Below are 21,417 nucleotides of genomic sequence, written 5' to 3'. Positions count from 1 at the left end.
GCTCATCGGACTTATATATAACGCCATTCGCGCAACGAGAACTTGACCCACAAGAGGCCGAAGAGCCTCGCCTGTCCCAATGAACCTCTTTGCTGCCAGACACTTTCCATTCATTTGCGGGAGCTTTGAACATGGTCAATCGTCTACACGGCAAATCCCTTACAGCTTTACTCGCGCTCGGCGCCTTTGCTCCGATTGCGCAGGCAGCTGACGCCCCCGTACTGAACACCGGCAGCACGGCCTGGATGGTCACCGCAGCCGTGCTGGTGCTGTTCATGTGCCTTCCGGGGCTGGCACTGTTTTACGGTGGGCTGGTACGGGCCAAGAACATGCTCTCGCTGTTCACCCAGTGTTTCGGCATTGCCGGAGTGGTAGGCGTGCTATGGGTCATCTATGGCTACAGCATGGTGGTGGACACCAGCAACATGGTCGAAGGGCAAGTGAGTTTCAATAGTTTCGTGGGCGGTCTGAGTCGTGCGTTTCTGGCCGGCATGACGCCCGACAGCCTGGTCGGCGACATCCCTGAAGGGGTATTCGTGACCTTTCAGATGACCTTTGCGATCATCACTCCGGCGCTGATTGCCGGGGCCTTCGCCGAACGCATGAAGTTCTCTGCGGCGTTGCTGTTCATGGCTCTGTGGTTCACCCTGGTGTATGCGCCTGTCGCGCATATGGTCTGGGGTGGCGCAGGCGCCTTGATGCACAACTGGGGCGTGCTGGACTTCGCCGGCGGCACCGCAGTGCACATCAACGCCGGTGTCGCCGCACTGGCGGCATGCCTGGTACTGGGCAAGCGCAAGGGTTATCAGAACGCCCCGATGCCGGCGCACAACCTTAGCCTGACCATGGCCGGCGCGGCGATGCTCTGGGTCGGCTGGTTCGGTTTCAACATCGGTTCCGGTGGCGGCCTGAACGGCACCTCCGGCATCGTCATGCTCAACACGCAAGTGGGGGCGTGCGCCGGGATACTCGGCTGGATGTTCACCGAGTGGTTCAAGGTCGGCAAGCCCAGCGCCCTGGGTCTGGCAAGCGGCGCATTGGCGGGCCTGGTCGGCATCACCCCGGCGTGTGCCTACGTCGGAGTCGGCGGAGCACTGGCCATCGGCGTGCTGTGCGGAGTGTTCTGCTACCTGAGCGTGACTGTGCTGAAGAAACGCCTGGGCTATGACGACAGCCTCGACGTCTTCGGCCTGCACGGCATCGGCGGCATGATCGGTGCACTACTGACCGGCGTGTTCTGCGTGCCCTCACTGGGCGGTCTGGTGCCCGATGTCAGCATGGGCGCCCAAGTGATTGCCCAGATCAAAGGCGTGCTGTTCACCACGGTCTACTGCTTCGCGGTCAGCTGGATCATCCTCAAGGCCGTGCAGGCACTGATCGGCCTGCGCGCGCATGAGTCAGTGGAGGAAATGGGCCTGGATCTGGCTGAGCATAACGAGCGGGCCTACAACCATTGAGAAGGCTGTCGGATCAGTGTCAGGGCAAGGGAACCCGACGAAGTCGGGCCGGAAACGGAGCTGCGTGTTTTGCCTGCTTTGGCCCATCAAAGCAGGTCGCCGAGGGGAGAAAAGGTGACCTGAGTCGACCACCAATCCACCTGACAAAGAAAGACCGCTGTGTGACGCAGAGCGTCACGAACTGCATGCCAACGCGGAGCATTGGCACGATAAGCAGTTGGATTTGCGCATAACGTTGAGCGCAGAGCGTGGGGACGATAATCAATACAGCCTGGAGACCGCGCGCTCAGCTCAACGAAACACCGGCACCACGTGCTTGATGAACAGCTCAAGCGACTTTTTCTTCTCGGCGTGCGGCAGGCTGTTGTCGCACCAGAAGCTGAACTCGTCGACACCTAACTCTTGATAATGACGAATGCGCGGAATGATCTCCTCAGGAGTACCGATCATGGTGTTCTTGCGGATATTCTCCAGCTCGAATTCCGGACGTTCCTTGAACTTCTCTTCCGGGCTGGGGGCCAGAAAACCGTTGACCGGCGTCTGTTTATTGCCGAACCATGCGTCGAAAGTGCGGTAGAACTTCGCGATGGCAGTGGCGCCCACTTTCCAGCCTTCAGGATCGTCTGCGGCATGCACATGCGTGTGGCGCAGTACCATCAATTGCGGGCGGGGCACGTCGGGATTGTTGGCCAGCGCGGCTGCGAACTTGTTCTTCAGGTCGACAACTTCTTCGTCACCCTTCATCAACGGGGTGACCATCACGTTACAGCCGTTCTGCACGGCGAAATTGTGCGAGTCAGGGTCGCGCGCAGCGATCCACATCGGCGGCGTGTTGATCGGCTTGGGCACGGAAGTCGAGGTCGGGAATTTCCAGATATCGCCGTCGTGGGCGTAGTCACCCTGCCACAGCGCACGTACCACCGGGACCATTTCACGCAACGCCTTGCCGCCTTCGGAGGCCGGCATGCCACCGGCCATGCGGTCGAACTCCACTTGATAGGCGCCGCGTGCCAGGCCGACTTCCATACGCCCGTTACTGATCACATCCAGCAGCGCGCATTCACCCGCGACCCGCAATGGGTGCCAGAACGGCGCAATGATGGTGCCGGCGCCCAGATGAATCTGTGTGGTCCTGGCCGCCAGATACGCCAGCAACGGCATCGGGCTTGGCGAGATGGTGTATTCCATCGCGTGGTGTTCGCCTATCCAGACTGTGCTGAAGCCGCCTTGCTCGGCCATCAGCGTCAGCTCGGTCAGGTCCTCGAACAGCTGGCGATGACTGACACTTTCATCCCAGCGCTCCATGTGCACGAACAACGAAAACTTCATGACACTTACCCCGCTTAAATCCTGGCGCCTGCACCGGCGTGATGAGTTATTGTTGTCTGATGGTATACCGTAATACTTTCGGTGCAAGTGTTTTTTGCGGTGCTGCTCCCTGCTGTAAAACCCAACGGCAGAAACGAAAAAAGCGCCTCATGGGAGGCGCTTTCGGATGTCGCATATTCAGCCGGAGCAGGATTGATCAGGTCAGAATCAACTGCAGGCCTCGGATTCGATGTAGTCGGCCGTGGAGTCGCGAATCACCGGTCCCATGCCACTCACGGCCTTTGCCTGTTCCATGATTTCCAGCGTGGAACCGGTGCCGACCAGGTTCACCGTGTGGTTGGCGCAATTATAGACCCGCTTGAAGTAGATCACCCCGAGCATGCCTTCACGCCGGGTGATCACCACGCGTTCCTTTGCGCTGCCGCTTTTCTCTATCAGTGCGTGCTGGCCGGTTGGATCATGAGGTATGGATATGCTTTTGCCTTCGGCATGCGCCGAAAGGGCAGGGATCATCAGGGCCAGAAAACAGGCATGCAATTTCATCGGTGCTCCTGCAGATGAATGCGGTTTCATTGGATCCAAAATTTACTCCAGCCATGCGATTCTGGATAGCAGGGCCAGCTGCCTTTCGTCGGCTTGCTTTCAGCGAATCACGTCCTGCGCATGGTCAGGAAATCCGCAAAGCTGTTGCTCCGCCAACAGCAGTTCCACACCCTGGCTTGACACGGACAGTTGGCGCTGCAAGTCAGCTGTCGCAACGCTTTGATATGCCAGTGTTTTATTGAATGGCACGGTTGCTGCTCTGTGGATGTGCAGGCCCTTGTGCTTAATGCGCTCGGGAAGCTTGCAGCCAGAGGAGTACCGATATGAGCCAATCGTCCATAAAATTTTCGTACTGGGTACCCAACGTCAGCGGTGGGCTGGTAGTCAGCAAGATCGAACAGCGCACCAGCTGGACCATCGACTACAACCGCAAGCTGGCGCAGATCGCCGAGCAGTCCGGTTTCGACTACGCGCTGACGCAAATTCGCTTTACCGCCGGTTATGGCGCCGAATTCCAGCATGAATCCGTAGCCTTCAGCCATGCGCTACTCGCGGCCACCGAGAAGCTCAAGGTCATTGCCGCGATATTGCCCGGGCCATGGACCCCGTCGGTGGCCGCCAAGCAACTGGCGACCATCGATCAGCTCACCGCCGGGCGCGTGGCGGTCAATATTGTCAGCGGCTGGTTCAAGGGCGAGTTTCAGGCTATCGGAGAGCCCTGGCTGGAGCATGATGAACGTTATCGCCGCTCCGAGGAGTTCATCCGCGCCCTCAAAGGGATCTGGACCACCGACAACTTCACCTTCAAGGGGGATTTCTATCGCTTCCATGATTACACCCTCAAGCCCAAGCCGATCCAGCGTCCTCACCCGGAAATCTTTCAGGGCGGCAGCTCGCGGGCCGCACGTGATATGGCGGCGCGGGTGTCGGACTGGTATTTCACCAACGGCAATACCGTCGAAGGCATCAAGGCCCAGGTCGATGACATCCGAGCCAAGGCTGCCGCGAACGGGCATTCGGTGAAGATCGGTGTGAATGCTTTCATCATTGCCAGGGATACCGAAGAAGAGGCGCGTGCCGTGCTGGCCGAAATCGTCGACAAGGCAGATCCGGAAGCCGTCAACGCCTTTGGTGATGCTGCGAAGCAGGCTGGCAAGGCCAGTCCGGAAGGCGAGGGCAACTGGGCCAAATCCACCTTTCAGGATCTGGTGCAGTACAACGATGGCTTCAAGACCAACCTGATTGGCACACCGCGGCAGATTGCCGAGCGCATCGTCGAACTCAAGTCCGTTGGCGTAGACCTGGTGCTTTCAGCGTTCCTGCATTTCCAGGAAGAAGTCGCCTATTTCGGCCAGCACGTATTGCCTCTGGTACGCGAACTGGAAGCCGCTGTACAACGCAAGCCTGTCGCCGAGACGGCTTGACCCCCGCCAATAACGACAACCCGCCATGCCCTTGTAAGCCGGCCGCGTTTACAGCCCTCCATAAAATCAGGCGCCACTGTGATCCAGTGTGCGCCTGCTTTCGTATGTTCATCCCCGATCAACCCATAGACAGCTGTACGTGGCATTATGATGCCACTCACTGGCATGCTTTTATCGATGCCAGGCCTTCCAGGTATGGCCGAGCACTTGCCGACAATGGCAGTTAGTAGCGAAAGGATTGTCGATGGCCCCTGAGCAATCAGGTCCGGTTTTCAGAAAAACCAGATGCACTGGTTCTCACCTGTTGTGGAGGCAAGTTTTGAAACGCGACCTTCGGCTTGCGTCATGGCTGATCTTCGTAGTGTGCGCCTGCGTGGTGATGTTGATGGCCTGGCAAGCATGGACCGCACGCCGCAACACCCTGGAAAACATCCAGACCAGCACGATCAATCTGGCTGGAGCGCTAAGCACCTACACGGATGGTATTTTCAAGCAAAGCGAGCTGATGCTGATCGGCCTGACGGAGCGTGTCGAAAAGGACGGCGTCGGGCCTGAACAGATCGAGCGTCTCAGGTGGGTCATTGCGCGTGAAATGGGCGCGCTGCCGCAGATCGATACCGTGTCGCTGTACAACGCCGACGGGATTTGCATCTTCTCGAGCAATCCCAGGGTTATCGGCATCAACAGCGCGCAGCGCGAGTTCTTTCAGCACCACCTGAAGATGCCTGACAAAGCCCCTTACATCGGTCCGACGATTCGCAGCCGTGCCTCCGGCGAATGGGTCATATCGGTCAGCAGACGCATCAATAATCCCGACGCGAGTTTTGCCGGGCTGATGGTCGCCACCATCGGTGTCGACCACCTGTTGAAGTTCTATTCGGACATCAAGGTCGGGCAAACCGGCATTATCAGTCTGACGTCGACCGCCGGGCAGTTGCGGGTGCGCTATCCCCATCTGGAGCAGGAGATCGGTCGCGATCTGTCATCGACGCCCATTTTCAGGTCGGAACGCGGCCGAGTGTCAGGTACCGCCCAGTTCGTTTCCAGGATTGACGGTGTTGCGCGTTTTTATGCGTTCAAACGCAGTGATGTCTACCCGATCGTCACCGTGGTTGCGCTGGGTCAGAAAGAAGCCATGCTCGACTGGCTGGGCCAGACCAAACAGTCCATTCTGGTCATGCTGGTGCTGCTCGGACTGGTGATCGGACTCGGCGTTCGTCTGATTGGGCACATTCACAGCCGCATACGCGCAGAAGACCAGTTGCTCGATTCACAGGCAGCCCTGATCCAGCTCAACCAGCACCTGGAGTTGATTGCCTCCGAAGACAAGCTGACCGGGCTGGCCAATCGCAGACGTTTCGATCAGTTTCTGGAAGTCGAATTCAAGCGCGCCAGACGCGAGCGCAGCCTGCTGTCGCTGATTTTGATCGATGCCGATCATTTCAAACGCTACAACGATCATTACGGCCACCTGGCCGGTGACGAATGCCTGATTGCGCTGGCCCGAGTGGTTGAGCAGTTCATTCGTCGTCCCAGCGACGTTGCCGCCCGTTATGGCGGTGAAGAGATCGCCGTGGTGTTGCCCGGTACTGACGAGTCGAACGCTCGCCAGGTGGCCGAGAACATCCTGCAGGCCATCCGTGACGAGCAGATCGAGCATCCCGCCAGCCCGTTTGGCATCGTGACGATCAGCCTCGGTGTCGCGACATTCGTCGGCACCGATCGCCAACTCGATCAGCGTGGCCTGATTGAGCTTGCCGACCGCGCGTTGTATGCCGCCAAGTCGCAGGGTCGCAACCGGGTGAATGTGGCGTCGGAAATCGCGACCGGCACATTACCGGCCTGGACCCGCGTCAAGTCCTCTACGGACGCGCAAGCCGACACGGAGCCAAGGTCGGGCCAGCGGGATTGATACCCGCTGGCCGCTTGCTGCCTATCGCTTCTCCGTCAGTTGCTGATCGTCGGCAATCTGTTGCGCATGCGGTTTGCGGCGCAGCACGGTCAACACCCAGAAAAAGAATATAGGCACCAGAACCACGCCCAGCAGCGTCGCGCTGAGCATGCCGCCGATGACGCCAGTGCCGATGGCGCGCTGGCTTGCAGCGCCTGCGCCGGTGGCCAGGGTCAGCGGCACTACGCCAAGGATGAAGGCCAGCGAAGTCATGACAATCGGCCGAAAGCGCAGCCGTGCAGCCTGAAGTGCCGCGTCGCGCAGGGAATGGCCCTGATCCCAGAGTTCCTTGGCGAACTCGACGATGAGAATCGCGTTTTTCGCGGCCAGCCCGATGATGGTGATCAGGCCGACTTTGAAATACACATCATTGGGCATGCCGACGGCCGTCACGGCCAGCACGGAGCCCAGCGCGCCGACGGGAACGATCAGCATCACCACCAGCGGGATTGCCCAGCTCTCATACAACGCGACCAGCAGCAGGAACACCACCAGCAGCGCCAGGCCGAACAGTCCGATCGCCTGGCCGCTGGCGACTCTTTCCTGATAGGAGAGGCCAGTCCATTCGTAACCGATGCCTTGTGGCAGCCCGGAAACGATCCGTTCAATTTCCGCCATGGCCTCACCGGTACTGACGCCCGGTGCTGCATCACCGGAAATCCTGAATGCGGGGTAGCCGTTGTAGCGGGCGATCTGCACCGGGCCTTGTTCCCAGTGCGTCGAAACGAAGGCGCCCAGCGGCACCAGCGTGCCGCTGCTATTGGGTACGTAGAGCTTGAGCACGCTTTCCGGGGTCATTCGCGAACTTTGTTCGGCCTGCACGACCACGCGCTGTTGACGTCCGGCATTGGCGAAGTCGCTGATCACCGAGGAACCGAAGGCGGTGGACAGCGCATTGCTGATCGATTCGAAACTCACGCCCAGCGCCCGGGCCTTTTCGCGGTCGATGTTCAGGCGCAATTGCGGCGCTTCGGCCAGACCTTCCATCATCGCGTAGAGAATCTTCGGGTTGCCGTTGGCCTCGCCGAGCAGCTTGTCGCGTGCCGCCAGCAGGGCTTCGCGGCCCAGGCCTGCACGGTCCTGCAGGCGCAGCGAGAAGCCGCCCGAGGTGCCCAGGCCGTCGATAGGCGGTGGCGTCACCGCCATCACCGTGCCGTCGCCGAGCCCTGCAAAATGCCGGTTGAATGCCGCCGCTTCCTCAGCCGCCGACTGGCCCTTGCCGCGCTCCGACCAGTCCTTCAGGGTCGGGAACGCAAGACCGGCGTTTTCACCCATGCCCGAGAAGCTGAACCCCAGCAGCATGGTCACCGCACCCGTGGCTTCGCGGGACAGCATGTAGTTCTCGAGCAATTGCGCGGTGAGGTCGGTACGCGACCGGGTGGCGCCGGGAGGCAGTTGCACGTCGATGATCAGATAGCCCTGATCTTCAACGGGCACAAAGGACTCCGGCAGGCGCAGGTAGAAAAAGCCCAGCAGACCGACGATACCGAGGTACAGCAGCATGTAGCGGCCGGCGCGCTTGATCATGCTTGAGCTGACGCGCTCGTAACGGTCGGTGAACGTGCCGAACAGGCGATTGAAACCACCGAAGAAACCACGCTTTTCATGATGCCCGGCCGGGATCGGCTTGAGCAGCGTGGCACACAGCGCCGGGGTGAACGTCAGGGCCAGGAAACATGAAAACAGAATCGACACGGCCAGCGACAGCGAGAACTGCTGGTAGATGACCCCGACCGAGCCGCCCATGAACGCCAGTGGCAGAAACACAGCGGCCAGGACCAGCGTGATGCCGAAAATCGCCCCGGAAACCTGCTGCATCGCCTTGACCGTTGCGGCGGCGGGAGAGAGGCCTTCTTCAGCCATGATCCGCTCGACGTTTTCCACGACCACAATGGCGTCGTCGACCAGAATACCGATGGCCAGCACCATGCCGAACATGGTCATCATGTTCACCGAGAAGCCCATCAGGTACATGATCGCCAGCGTTCCCGCCAGACACACCGGGACCACGATGGTCGGTATCAGCGTGTAACGGATGTTCTGCAGAAACAGGAACATCACCAGAAACACCAGGATCATGGCTTCGATGAGGGTGTAGATCACCTTGTCGATGGCCACGTCGACGAAGCGCGAGGTGTCGTACGGTATCGAAAACCCGACGCCTTCCGGGAAATTGACCGACAGCTCAGTGAGCCGCTGCTCGACGGCTCTGGCCGTCTGGATCGCGTTGGCGCCCGGCGACAGCTGTACGGCACCGGCGACGGCACGTTGCCCGTTCAGGCGTGATTCGAAGCTGTAATCCTGGCTGCCGACCGCTACACGCGCCACATTGGACAGGTGCACCGCAGAGCCGTCTTCGTTGGCACGCAGAACGATGCGCCCGAACTCTTCCGGGTTGTCCAAAGTGCCCTTTACCGCCAGGGTGGCCGTCAATTCCTGCAGTGACGAGGCCGGGCTGCTGCCGAAGCTGCCTGCCGGAACCTGCACGTTCTGCGCCCGAATCGCGGCATTCACGTCGTCGATGGACAACCCGAAGCCCACCAGCTTCTGCGGATCGATCCATACCCGCATCGCGGCTTCGGCAGCGAAGAATTGCAGCCTGCCGACACCGTTCACCCGGCTGATTTCGTTATTGACGTTGCGTGCCGCGTAGTCGGCCAGCGCGACGGTATCCTTGTTGGCCGCGCCGTCCTTGTAGTTCAGGGTGTAGATCAACAGAAAACCGGAGCTGGCCTGTTCGACCTGCAGGCCCTGGCTGAGGACCGTCTGCGGCAAGCGTGCTTCGGCTTTCTTGATACGGTTCTGGACTTCGACCTGAGCCAGGTCCGGGTTGGTGCCCGGCACGAACGTGACGTTGATTTCCGCGCTGCCGGTCGAGTTGCTGGTCGACTCGTAATACAGCATCCCTTTGGCGCCGTTCAGTTCGTCCTCGATAACGCTGGTCACCGAATCGACCAGCACCTTCGCGGATGCACCGGGGTAGGTGGCGGTGATGGTGATCTGCGGTGGCGCCACGTCCGGGTACTGCGCCACAGGCAGGGACGGCAGAGCCATCAACCCGGCGAGCAGGATGAACAGGGCAAGTACCCAGGCGAAGTTGGGGCGCTTGATAAAGAAGAGAGACATTGACAGTGATCCTCGGTCGCGCTGAAGGCGGCTTTATTGCGCCTTGGCCTGCGGTTGGGCGGATGGCGATTTGCGCGCGACCTTGTCGCCGGCGCTGAGCCCGGTCATATTGCCGATAATGACCTGTTCGTCTGCCTTCAGGCCTTCGGTGATCTGCCAGCGCGAATCCTGCATCGCCCCGGTTTTGACCGGACGCGCTTCGACCGTGCCGTCCTGGGTAATCACCAGCACGCGTGCCGCACCGTCGCCGGAGCGCTGAACGGCGCGCTGCGGGACAAGAATGGCGTTGCTGTCGACGCGCTGCGGTGTGCGCACCCGCACATACATACCGGGCAGCAGCACGCCCTTGGGATTGGCAAAGCGGGCGCGCAACGACACTTGGCCGGTGGTCCGGTCTACTGCGACATCGGTAAACAGCAGGGTGCCGGTGCTCGTGTAATCGGTGCCGTCGACACTCAGTGATAACGCGTCTTCGCCGCCCTTGGGCAAGCGGCCTTCCTGTATCGCGGCGCGCATCTGCAAGGCCTCGGCAGCCGGCTGGGTAAAGTCGGCGTAGACCGGGTCGAGTTGTTGAATGGTTGCCAGCAGCGTGGTTTCGCCCTGACCGACCAGCGCGCCCTCGGTCACCATCGCGCGGCCGATGCGGCCTGAAATCGGCGCCTTGACGGTGGCATAGCCCAGGTTCAGCCTGGCCGTTTCGACATCAGCCTGAGCCGACTTTTTAGCGGCGATTGCGTTTTGCAGTGCAGAGCGGGCGGTGTCGAAAGTCTGGCGGCTGACCGCTTCAATTTCCACCAGCGACTCGTAACGTTTGACCGTGGCCTGAGTCTCGAACAGCGTGGCTTCAGTGCGGGCCAGATCTCCCTGCGCCTTGGACAGCGCAGCCTTGAACGGCGCCGGATCGATCTGGAACAGCACTGCGCCGGCTTTCACATCGGCGCCTTCCTCGAAGTTGCGGCTCAGCACGATGCCGGCCACCCGCGCGCGAACCTGCGCCACACGCACCGGTTCGATACGGCCGGGCAGTTCGTCAACGACCGTGAACGATTCGGCGTTGACGGTAATGGCTTCCACCTCTTTGGGCGCTTTCGATGCCGCGTGATCCTGCTGCTGTTTCTGCTCGCACCCGACCAGACCCAACGCTGCCAGCAGGGCTACTGCAGGCATCACACGCCAATCGCTGAAACTACTCATCGTTCACCCGGCCGCAGCCCATCAGATGCTAAAGCCGCGAATGATCCACTCTGAAAGATGGTGAGTCAATATTGACTCACATGAGCCTTTAGTGACTAATTGTGTATGTGCTTTGAGAACCCGGTAAGGTTTCTGCACAATGCGCCGCCTGCCACTTATACGAGTTGAATACGTACCCAATGGAATTACCTGCTGCTGACGACAAATTTCTGAAGGCCCTGGCCGTTGCGCTGGTCGACCACTCCAACGGTACGCTCAAGGATATTGCTCAGGCGGCCGGCGTCAGCAAGGCGACGCTCAACCGCTTTTGCGGCACTCGCGCCAACCTCGTGGAATTGCTGCTCAATCATGCCTCGGACCTGATGAATCAGATGGTCGCCGACGCCGATCTGCAGACTGCTCCGCCGCTGGAAGCGCTTCAGCGGCTGGTCGACAATCATCTCATGCATCGCGAAATGCTGGTTTTTCTGGTGTTTCAGTGGCGTCCGGATTCGCTCGACGAAAGCAGCGGAGGGCGCCGCTGGTTGCCTTACTCCGACGCCCTTGACGCATTTTTCCTGCGTGGTCAGCGTGAAGGCCTGTTCCGGATTGACGTCGGTGCCGCCGTCCTGACCGAAATGTTCGCTGCGCTGCTCTCCGGGATGGTCGACGCCGAACGCCGTGGCCGTGTGGCACGCGCCGGTATGGGCGCGTTGGTGACCCAGTTCTTCCTGCACGGAGCGGCGGCACGATAGGCAGGTCTGTGCAGACGTCAGAAATCGTAGGCAATCTTGCTGTACCAGAAGCCACCGCCCGGATAGAACGGTGAGTTGCCGTACAGGTTGAGTCCAACGGCGGAGGGGATCGCGTTTTTGTCCGGGCGCACATCGAAGATATTGGTGCCGCCAACACTGAGGGTGATGTTGTCGTAGAGGGTGTAGGACACATCCAGGTCAGTGATCCACTTGGCACCGAAACTGCGGTCGCCGCTTTCCAGTTGCTGGAGCGTCTTGACCTTGCCATAACGAGTGGTTTGCAGGTTCACGCCCAAATCCCCCAGCGTCCATTTGCCTCCCAGCACCCATTTGGTTTTCGGTTGCGCATCAGTCAGATCGCCTTCGCGGGCCCGGCCGACCCAGGTCAGGCTGCCACCGGGGTTACTGCCCAGCTCCTGCAGGGCTGCCGGTGCATCCTTGACGTCGGTGATGACGGTCTTGTTGTAATTGAACCCGGCGCTCCAGCGCACATCACCCCATGCGCCGTACTGACTGGAGTGGTCGATAACGATATCCAGGCCGCGCGTGCGCGTGTCGAAGGCATTGGCGTAATACGAGGTCCAGGTGCTGGTGTCCACGCCCTGTGCGGCAAGAATCGGTGCAAGTGCCGGCCCGTACAGGCTTTCGGTTCGGGCGATGCGATCGGCAATCTCGATCCAGTAGGCGTCCGCTGTCAGGCTGGTGCGAGGTGCCGGTTGCCAGGTCACGCCAAACCCCAGGTTGCGCGATTTTTCCGGGTCCAGGCTGGTTGCGCCAAGCGCCTGGGCCAGCTCCGAGTTGACCGGCGCAATGCGCGTCACGGCGGGAATAATGGTGCCGTCTGGCGCAGCACCGACCCTGTTGTCGGAGATGCTGTAGCCGATCTGGGTCAGTGAAGGTGCACGAAAGCCGGTGCCGACGGTGCCGCGCACGGCGAAGGTGTCAGTGAATTCGTAGCGCGAGTTGAGCTTGGCGCTGACCGTGTTGCCCGAGTCATCATCGAAGTGCTCGGCGCGCAGGGCCAGATCGACGAACAGCGGTTCTATCGGGGTGATACCGAAATCGACGTAGGCTGCGTAGTTGTTGCGTTGCAGGCTGGTCGTATCCTGCGGCGAGATGACCGCTGCGGCCTGGGCGGCAATCGACGCCAGTTGCCCGGCCAGCGGGTTGGCCTGACCGTTGGGCAGGGTGGCCGGAAAACGATAGCCGCCGACCTGATAGGCCTGCGCGTCACCGGAAAAAGTCTGGAAACGCTCCCAGCGATGTTCAAGGCCTGCAGAAACTTGCAGCGGTACGCCAAACAGTCCGTCGAATGCGCGGGTAATGTCGATATTATTGACCCACTGTTCGAATCGATAGGTCGCCAGATCATCGAATGAAGTCGGGGAGGCCGGGCCCAGCGACGGGTTGATGGTCCTATCGCTGTACTGATGATTGTTATTGCGCCCGTACGTGGTGCTCAGGTCCCAGTTCCAGCCCAGTGCTTCACCCTTGCCGCCAATCAGATACTGGTAGTCGGTGTCGTCCAGATTGTTCAACGGGTAATAGCCATCGGCAAACAACTCGGGAATGTTGGCGTTGCCGTTGGGGTAGCGGAAGTAGTTGTTGATGATGGCGTCACGCTGCCCATAGGTGCCGTAGGAGTACAGTGTGGTCTGATCATCCAGCGGCAGTTCGGCGTTGTAGGCCAGGTTGAACGCCTTGATCTGCGGATCCCCGTTCTTGACCCCGACCCGGTCCCAGCTCGCCTCTCGAGAGTCGCCGGGAAAGTAAGCGTTATTAGTGGCTTTTTCGTTCCAGCTGGCATCGCCACGCTTGCGGGCATCGGCCGAAAGATGCAGAAAGCCGCCGTCACCCAGTTCGAAGCCGGTGTCCCCTTCGAATTTGGTCACTTCGCCTTCGCCGCTGTACAGCTTGCCGTAAGTCACCCCCAGATGACCGCCCTCGGCGCCGGACTTCAGAATCACGTTGATCACCCCGGCAATCGCGTCCGAGCCGTATTGCGCGGCGGCGCTGTCCTTGAGGACCTCGATACGCTCCACCGCACTGATGGGGATCATGTCGATGTCCACCGAGTTTGCGCCGCTGCTGTCGGTCGAGCCGTTGGCAGGCAGAGCACTGTTGTGACGGCGTTTGCCGTTGACCAGCACCAGCGTGTAAGCCGGTGCCAGACTGCGGTTGGACAGGGGGCGGATGGTCGAGTTATAGCCTGCGACGTTGGTGCCGTAATTGAAGGAGGGCAGCAGTTTGGCGATGGCTTCGGTCAGGTCGGCGCGACCGGTTTTCAGTAACTGATCGCTGGTCACGATATCAATCGGGGCCGGGCTTTCAGTCACCGTGCGCTGAGCGCCGCGAATGCCGGTGGAAATTACCGTAACCTTTTCCAGACGTGCCTCCTCGTCGGTCGCTTCATCGGCAGCCTGAGCCGGATTCATCAGACCGAGGCCGACAAGCGCAATGCTTTTGATCAACGGGTTGTGCAGGGCAAGACGAGGGGCATTAGCGAATAAGGCCATAGCGAAGTGATCCTTGGATGCTGAAAAATCCTGGGCACCTCCACACGGCAAGGGTCGGTTTGCTGGCGAATATAGAGTTATGAAACAGACCTGTGAAAGGCCTTTTGGCTATATGCTAATTATTAATTTATGGAATTATATTTTAAATATTGATGCGTTACTTGCATTTAATGCTTTGCGTGTCGACCGCTGCAAGGGAGGCTGTTGGAAAGGTTGCAACGCCTGTGCTGTTTTGTCGCACGACGTATGGCAGCCCATGAGCGCGACGTTTGCGCGTCTGCTCATGGCTTGATACAGGATTGGCGGTATTCCCCATTGTCCTTGAGTGGTAAATTCGCCGCCTTTGAATTTGTCTGAACCCACGCGCCTTATCCTCAGGGGACGCAAGACATGACGCAACATCTGACACGCCGCGAGGTGGTCACTGGCCTCTCATTGCTGAGCCTTGGCCTGTTGACCGGCTGCGGCAGCTCCAATGCGTTGCCGTTCAAGCATGGCAAGGACATGAGCAACGAGATTGTCGGCCGCAACTTCCGGCTCAAGGATTCGCAAGGCAACGTCAAGACCCTGTCCAGCTTTCGCGGCCTGATGCCGATGATCTTCTTCGGTTTCACCCAGTGCCCGGCCATCTGCCCCACGGCGCTGGCGCGGGCTGCTCAAATCAGGAAGCTGATGGGCGAGGAGGGCAAGACGCTGCAGGTGGTGTTCATTACCCTGGACCCGGAGCGCGACACGCCCGAAGTGATTGACGCCTATGTGAAGGCCTTCGATCCGACGTTCGTCGCACTGTCCGGCACGCTTGAAGAAACGGCGGCAACGGCGAAGGAGTTCGGCGTATTCTTCGAGAAGGTCCCACTGGGTGACACCTACACGATCTCGCACACCGCGACCAGTTACGTCTACGACACCCGCGGTGTATTGCGCCTGGGGTTGTCGCACCGGCTGTCCGCTCAACAATGCACTGAAGATCTGCTCACTTTGATGGAAGTATGCTGATGACCGTTTTGATTCGTAACGTCGCAAAGCCGCTGCTGCTGAGCCTTTCGCTGTTGGGCCTGAGCGCTCAGGCCCTGGCCGAAACACACGTCGATGATGCCTGGGTTCGCGCCACCGTGCCGGGCCAGTCCGCCACGGGTGCGTTCATGCGTATCACCTCGGACACGGACAGCAAGCTGGTCGACGTTGCTTCACCTGTTGCGAAAACCGTGCAGATCCATGAGATGAACATGAAAGGCGACGTGATGAGCATGCAGCGCGTCAACTCGGTCGACCTGCCGGCCGGCAAACCGGTGATGCTCGATTCCGACGGCTACCACGTGATGTTCATGGGCCTGGCTGCCCAGGTCAAAGAAGGCGATCAGGTGCCTCTGACCCTGACCGTAGAAGACGCCAAGGGCGCGAAGCAATCGATCCAGGTCACTGCAGTCGCCAAGTCACTGACCAGCGACGAGCACAGCAGCCACGGCGATCACAGCGGCCATTGAGGCTTGCAGCATCGGACGCGGGGCACTCATCGTTATAAACCGGCCTTGTGGGAGCGAGCTTGCTCGCGAAGAGGCCGGCACAGCCCCCCAGCAAACAGGGTGCTCGATGCACCGGCAAGAGAGTGATCTACATGACGCCTATCGTTCCTCACGCTCCAGCGTGGGAATGCCTTTCGTGACGCTCCGCGTCACAACTCTGTGCCTCACTGCACGTTCAAAAGCGAACGCGGAACGTCCGCCTCCTATATGCATTTAGGATCTAACAGGCGAACCAAATATTCTTTTCAGGAACAAGCTTCTTTCGGCGATGATTGCCTCGCCATATCGGCCTGAGGAAGGTGACTGATACCAACAGAACCTGGATTTTTATCATGAAAATGCAGGAGTGTATCAATGGGCAATGTCCAGACCGCAGCCAGTGCACATGACGTGCCTTGGCGCCAGACGCCGAGTGGCGACCTGGTCGATCTGGGGCGTCCTTTCCGTGCGCCACTGGCGTTATCGCGGCTGCAACGCACCCCCAAGCCCATTCTCGGGCGGCGCGAAGCCATTTTGCTCGGTGCGCTGGCGCTGGTATTTCATGGCGCAGTCATCTACTGGCTGAGCCAGAACCCGACGCCGACACTGCCAGTGGTGCCACCTGAAATTCCGCCGATGACCATCGAGTTTTCCCAGCCTGCGCCACCGGTTGTGGAAACACCGCCGCCACCGCCCGAGCCTGTCGTGCAGCCGGTGGTCGAACCGCCGCCTCCGGTCGAGGACGAACTGGCCGTCAAGCCACCACCGCCAAAACCGATTCCCAAGCCCAAGCCACAACCGTCCAAACCGGTGGTCAAGCCGGTCGTGAAACCAGTAGCCAAGCCGGTTGAGCAGCCACCCGCGCCTCCGGTGCCTGCAGCTCCTGTCGCTGCGCCTGCGCCACCCGCTCCGCCGGCACCAAAGCCGGTAACCCCGGCCTCGGCCAGCGCGGGCTACCTGCGCAACCCGGCCCCGGAATACCCATCGCTGGCCATGCGTCGCGGTTGGGAAGGCACTGTGCTGTTGCGCGTACATGTATTGGCCAGCGGCAAGCCCGGCGAGATTCAGATACAGAAGAGCAGTGGTCGCGACCAGCTTGACGATGCCGCGCTGGCGGCGGTGAAACGCTGGAGTTTCGTTCCGGCCAGGCAGGGCGATGTAGCCCAGGATGGCTGGGTCAGCGTGCCCATTGATTTCAGGATCAAATAAGGATTCAAGATCAAATAACGTTTCAAGACCAAACCCGGCTATTCGATTGACCTGGCGAGCTACCTGAACCAAAGGCGCATCGCGACACACTCCATGCCTTGTTCAGACTTTGTTCAGAGAGAGCTGCGCCATGAACCTGATTGCTTCGCCTTTTGAATCCATCGAACACGCGGTCATCTGGCTGCTGGTCATTTTTTCCGTCGCTACCTGGGGCCTGGCCCTGCTCAAGGGCGTGCAGTTTTCGCGCCTTAAGTCTCAGGATCGCAAGTTCCACAAACAGTTCTGGGCCGCATCGAGCCTGGATTCCGCCGCTCAACTGGCCCAGGAGCAACCGGGCGCTGCCGCTCGGGTCGCCCTGGCCGGTTACGCCGCCATTCAGGTGCCGGATGGCGCGCAGGCCAATGACCTCAGTCAGTCCATCAACCATCAGGACCGCCTTGAGCGCGCCTTGCGTCAGCAGATCGTCCGCGAGCGGCGCTCGCTGGAAACCGGTCTGGCCATCCTCGCCAGCATCGGCAGCACTTCGCCTTTCATCGGTTTGTTCGGTACGGTCTGGGGCATCATGTCAGCCCTCAAGGGCATCAGTGCGGCCGGTTCGGCAAGCCTGGAAACGGTAGCCGGGCCGATCGGCGCGGCGCTGGTGGCAACCGGCGTCGGCATTGCCGTCGCAGTGCCTGCAGTGCTGGTCTACAACTACTTTCTGCGACGCCTGAAACTGACCGCTGCCGATCTGGATGACTTCGCCCATGACTTCTACAGCCTGGCGCAGAAGAGCGCCTTCCGTGTGCTGCTGCATCCGGTATTGAAGTCGGGCACTGCGGGCGCGCACGTCGGGCAGAACGTGAAGGAGGCCTCCTGAGATGGCTTTTTCCACACAAGACACCGATGAAGTGCTGAGCGAGATCAATGTCACGCCGCTGGTAGACGTGATGCTGGTGCTGCTGGTGGTGTTCATCGTCACCGCGCCGCTGTTGACCAACTCAATCCCGATCAACCTGCCCAAGACCGACTCGGTCGCGCCGGTGGAGCAGAAAGACCCATTGGTGGTGAGTATCGACGGGCAGGGCAAGCTGTTCATCAACAAGGACGAAATCCAGCCGGACTTGCTGGAAACCAACCTGAAGGCGGCCAAGGAAAAGGCGCCTGACGTACGCGTGCAATTGCAGGCGGACAATGGCGTCAACTACGGGGAAGTCGCGCGCGCCATGGCCTCCATCGAGCGTGCCGGGATTACCAAATTGTCGGTGATCACTGCCAGGTAACAGATTTATACCACCTACAGCTTCAACGGTTTTGGGCCGCATCCTCAGGCAGGTACGGCCTTTTTTTGTCTGCATCGCAGGCATTTTTCAGTACTTACACAAATGCAGATGCTTATTCGTTATTGATATTTAAATATTTAAATCAGGTTCATTAAGCTATAACGCATCGGGCCACCGGAACATCAATCAGACACCGTAATGATCGCCACCGTCCGCCGCACGGATCGCTCGTTGTAACCAGGGCAGAGTTTCTGGATCAGGGATTTTCAAGGGGTAGTGGTATGGGGTATTTCAAACGCAGTGTAGTGGCCTCGGCGATTTTTTCAGCCAATTTGCTGAGCGTCACGGGCATCAGTGCAAGTGCATTCGGCGCAGAAGCGACAGATGAGCAAAACACTCAGGGCGCGTCCACCCTGGGTACAGTGATCGTCACCGGCACCCGTGCGCAGGAGCGTACCGCCAGCGCCTCTCTTTCGCCCATCGATGTGATATCCGGTGACAGCCTGCGCAGTTCCGGCTCCAGCGAACTGGGTACCGTGCTGGCACGTTTGATCCCTTCGATCAATTTCCCCCGGCCGAGCCTGGTGGACGGTGCGGAGCTGACGCGTCCGGCGCAACTGCGCGGCCTGTCGCCGGATCAAGTGCTGGTGCTGGTCAATGGCAAGCGCCGCCACACATCTGCTTTCGTCAATCTGGGCGGGGCGGTCGGACGTGGTTCGGCACCTGCCGACCTGAATGCCATTCCGCTGTCGGCCATCGACCATATCGAAGTCCTGCGCGACGGTGCGTCGGCACGTTACGGGTCCGACGCCATCGCCGGGGTGATCAACATCATTCTCAAGAGCGCGGACCATGGCGGGTCGATTTCCAGCCAGTACGGCCAATACAAGAAGGGCGACGGTATCCAGCGTCAGGTGTCGGGCAATACCGGTTTTGCCTTGGGCGACAATGGCGCGTTCAACCTTTCCGGTGAAGGGGTCAACAACGACTACACCAACCGCGCCGGTGACGACTTTCGAGCGTCCAGTATCGGGTCCACCACTTACGGTCAGCAGGTGTTCCGCCAGGGTGAGCCGCAGACGCATGAGGGCAAGCTGCAGTACAACGCTGAATACAGCTTCAATGACGCGGCGGAGTTCTACAGTTTCGGGGGCTACAGCAAGCGGCGTGGCGAAACCGCCGCGTTCTATCGGCCGAGCAATGCTTCAAATAACATTGCGGCGATTTATCCCAACGGCTATCTGCCGCTGATCAACGGCACGCTCGAAGACACCTCGCTGGTCGCTGGCCTGCGGGGAGAGCTGGCGTATGACTGGCACTACGACGTGTCCGCCAACTATGGCAAAAACGCTTATGAGCTGCGCACCAAAACCATCAACACCTCATTGGGACTGAACACGCCGCGTTCCTTCTACAACGGCACGCTGACCAATGATCAGAAGCAACTGAGCCTCGACCTTTCCAGAGAATTCAATGCAGCGTGGTTGCCTTATCCGGTATCGGTTGCGTTTGGCGCGGAATACCTGCGTCAGGGCTATCAGATCGAGGCAGGGCAGGCGGAGTCGTATTTCCAGACCGGCAGTTCCGGGCTGGGCGGTTTCCGCTCGGCGGATGCAGGCAGTTACTCGCGGCATAACTTCGCACAGTACCTGGACCTGGAAACCAATCTGACCGAAAAGCTCGGTGTGTCGGCTGCCGTCCGCCACGAGGACTACAGCGATTTCGGGTCCAATGTCAGCGGTTCGCTGTCAGCGCGCTACGATTTCACTCCGCAGGTGGCCTTGCGAGGCAGCGTATCGACAGGCTTCCGCGCGCCTTCGCTGGCGCAACAGAACTTTACCTTCACGTCGTCGCAACTGATTGGCAACACCATCCAGGAAGCGGGCACGTTTCCGGCCGGCAGTAACGTTGCACAACTGTTGGGTGCCGAAGACCTCAAGCCGGAAAAGTCCCGCAACTACAGCCTGGGCCTGGTACTCCAGCCGCTGGACAGCCTGACCGTGACTGCCGACGTCTACCGCATCGACATTCAGGACCGTATCTCGCTGTCCTCCAATCTGGTGCTCAATAACACCGCCATCAATTACCTGCGCAGTAATGGCGTAGGCGATATCAACTACACCAGTGCCCGCTATTTCACCAACGCCACGGACACCAGCACCGATGGCGTCGATCTGGTCGCCAATTACCGCTACCAGTTCGACAACGGTGTGCGCTGGAACAGCACGGTGGGTTACAACTACAACCACACCAAAGTCACCGACGTGAAGGCCAACCCGGCGATTCTCGATCAGTTGGGAGTGAATCTGGTGCGGGTAGATCGCAGGGAGCGCATCGGTTTGCTGGGTGACACCACGCCACAACACAAACTGACACTGGGCAATGACCTGACGCTCGGCAACTGGGCGCTGCACTCCAACCTGGTCCGCTACGGCGAGTTCACCAGCTATCAGGCCGACAAGGTCAACGACCAGACCTTCAGCGCCGCCTGGCTGCTGGACCTGGCGGTCGACTACAAACTCAAGAGCTGGGTCTTCACCCTGGGCGGCGACAACGTCACCGACAAATACCCGGAAAAGCTCAACGACTTCTCCTCCAGCGGCGGCAACCTGGCCTACAGCACATTCTCTCCCTACGGGTACAGCGGCGCTTATTACTACGGCAAGGTGACGTATAACTGGTAGCGCGATTTGCCGCTGACTGTCGTTCCAATACGTTGCGTTTGCATAAAGCTCGTGATGCTGCAACACGACGCTATGCCTTGCTCCTGGGCACTGCACATAAACGAAAGCGCTTTTCAACCACGATGGCACTGACGACGCAGAGTGCGACGTCAGCGTCAGGGCGAAGGAACCCGACGAAGTCGGGCCGGAAACGGAGCCAGGGGCTTTGGTCACTTTGGCCCCATCAAAGTGACTCACCGAGGGGCGAAAAGCTGACCTGAGTCGAACCCCAATCTACCTGACATCAAAAAACCACTGTGTGACGCGACTGATACGGAGCAGAAATCTTGCGGTATTGGACATGCGATGCTCCATGGGGGGGGGCAAATGCTGGAGCATATCGCTATATAAAAATTTATTTAAATACCCTTTAGGAACATTAATAGACCCTCGTGGACACAGGCAAACCCGGTAGCAGGACAGGCTTTAATATTCTCATTTTTTATA

General features: G+C 59.6%; 16 protein-coding genes. 11 read left to right on the top strand and 5 right to left on the bottom strand.

What is annotated here, in order from left to right:
- Positions 1–131: 131 nt before the first annotated feature.
- Positions 132–1,457, top strand: coding sequence for an ammonium transporter (locus ACW55A_RS06245; protein ID WP_044308355.1), 1,326 nt, complete (start codon positions 132–134; stop codon positions 1,455–1,457).
- A gap of 291 nt (positions 1,458–1,748) precedes the next feature.
- On the opposite strand, the gene ACW55A_RS06240 is transcribed toward ACW55A_RS06245, so the two are convergent.
- The gene (locus ACW55A_RS06240) at positions 1,749–2,786 is read right to left on the bottom strand and encodes an LLM class flavin-dependent oxidoreductase (RefSeq protein WP_072364772.1); all 1,038 of its coding nucleotides are present in this window, start codon (positions 2,784–2,786) and stop codon (positions 1,749–1,751) included.
- A 207-nt stretch (positions 2,787–2,993) separates the two neighbouring features.
- The gene (locus tag ACW55A_RS06235; protein ID WP_003367230.1) at positions 2,994–3,329 is read right to left on the bottom strand and encodes a hypothetical protein; all 336 of its coding nucleotides are present in this window, start codon (positions 3,327–3,329) and stop codon (positions 2,994–2,996) included.
- Positions 3,330–3,652: 323 nt separating this feature from the next.
- Between ACW55A_RS06235 and sfnG the strand changes: the two genes are divergently transcribed.
- Positions 3,653–4,753 (top strand): dimethylsulfone monooxygenase SfnG, encoded by a 1,101-nt coding sequence (sfnG, locus tag ACW55A_RS06230; RefSeq protein WP_455807675.1) that lies wholly within the window; start codon positions 3,653–3,655, stop codon positions 4,751–4,753.
- A 319-nt stretch (positions 4,754–5,072) separates the two neighbouring features.
- Positions 5,073–6,665, top strand: coding sequence for a sensor domain-containing diguanylate cyclase (locus tag ACW55A_RS06225; RefSeq protein ID WP_044308358.1), 1,593 nt, complete (start codon positions 5,073–5,075; stop codon positions 6,663–6,665).
- 21 nt (positions 6,666–6,686) lie between these two features.
- On the opposite strand, the gene ACW55A_RS06220 is transcribed toward ACW55A_RS06225, so the two are convergent.
- Positions 6,687–9,830: a multidrug efflux RND transporter permease subunit gene (locus ACW55A_RS06220; protein ID WP_498810658.1), complete on the bottom strand. Its 3,144-nt coding sequence runs from the start codon at positions 9,828–9,830 to the stop codon at positions 6,687–6,689.
- A gap of 33 nt (positions 9,831–9,863) precedes the next feature.
- A complete protein-coding gene (locus tag ACW55A_RS06215) occupies positions 9,864–11,024 on the bottom strand; it encodes an efflux RND transporter periplasmic adaptor subunit (RefSeq protein WP_455807673.1) in 1,161 nt (386 codons plus the stop codon).
- Positions 11,025–11,203: 179 nt separating this feature from the next.
- On the opposite strand from ACW55A_RS06215, the gene ACW55A_RS06210 reads away from it, so the two are divergent.
- Complete coding sequence (locus ACW55A_RS06210; protein WP_003367243.1) at positions 11,204–11,758, top strand: TetR/AcrR family transcriptional regulator; 555 nt, start codon at positions 11,204–11,206, stop codon at positions 11,756–11,758.
- A 17-nt stretch (positions 11,759–11,775) separates the two neighbouring features.
- Here the strand turns inward: ACW55A_RS06210 and ACW55A_RS06205 are convergent, their stop codons facing one another.
- Positions 11,776–14,274 carry a TonB-dependent receptor plug domain-containing protein gene (locus ACW55A_RS06205; RefSeq protein ID WP_498810659.1) on the bottom strand — a complete coding sequence of 833 codons (2,499 nt, stop codon included), beginning with the start codon at positions 14,272–14,274 and terminating at the stop codon, positions 11,776–11,778.
- Positions 14,275–14,287: 13 nt separating this feature from the next.
- Between ACW55A_RS06205 and ACW55A_RS06200 the strand changes: the two genes are divergently transcribed.
- The 7 genes from ACW55A_RS06200 to ACW55A_RS06170 all read left to right on the top strand — a co-directional run bounded on the left by ACW55A_RS06200 (position 14,288) and on the right by ACW55A_RS06170 (position 20,931).
- On the top strand, positions 14,288–14,566 hold the full coding sequence (locus ACW55A_RS06200) for a hypothetical protein (RefSeq protein ID WP_455807671.1): 279 nt from the start codon (positions 14,288–14,290) through the stop codon (positions 14,564–14,566).
- A gap of 98 nt (positions 14,567–14,664) precedes the next feature.
- Positions 14,665–15,270, top strand: coding sequence for an SCO family protein (locus ACW55A_RS06195; RefSeq protein WP_003367246.1), 606 nt, complete (start codon positions 14,665–14,667; stop codon positions 15,268–15,270).
- Complete coding sequence (locus ACW55A_RS06190) at positions 15,270–15,758, top strand: copper chaperone PCu(A)C (RefSeq protein ID WP_164989047.1); 489 nt, start codon at positions 15,270–15,272, stop codon at positions 15,756–15,758. The genes ACW55A_RS06195 and ACW55A_RS06190 overlap by 1 nt, the downstream gene beginning before the upstream one ends.
- A gap of 393 nt (positions 15,759–16,151) precedes the next feature.
- Complete coding sequence (locus ACW55A_RS06185) at positions 16,152–16,985, top strand: energy transducer TonB (RefSeq protein ID WP_455807670.1); 834 nt, start codon at positions 16,152–16,154, stop codon at positions 16,983–16,985.
- Between the two features lie 130 nt (positions 16,986–17,115).
- Positions 17,116–17,844: a MotA/TolQ/ExbB proton channel family protein gene (locus ACW55A_RS06180; RefSeq protein WP_054081809.1), complete on the top strand. Its 729-nt coding sequence runs from the start codon at positions 17,116–17,118 to the stop codon at positions 17,842–17,844.
- A 1-nt stretch (position 17,845) separates the two neighbouring features.
- Entirely contained in the window at positions 17,846–18,247 is a 402-nt protein-coding gene (locus ACW55A_RS06175; RefSeq protein ID WP_044308364.1) for an ExbD/TolR family protein, read from the top strand.
- 281 nt (positions 18,248–18,528) lie between these two features.
- A complete protein-coding gene (locus ACW55A_RS06170; protein ID WP_024661348.1) occupies positions 18,529–20,931 on the top strand; it encodes a TonB-dependent receptor plug domain-containing protein in 2,403 nt (800 codons plus the stop codon).
- Positions 20,932–21,417: the final 486 nt, after the last annotated feature.

The sequence above is a fragment of the Plantibacter cousiniae (nom. nud.) genome, from assembly GCF_977070315.1.
The sequence above is the reverse complement of the archived record's forward strand: the minus strand, read 5'-3'. Positions and strand labels throughout refer to the sequence as shown.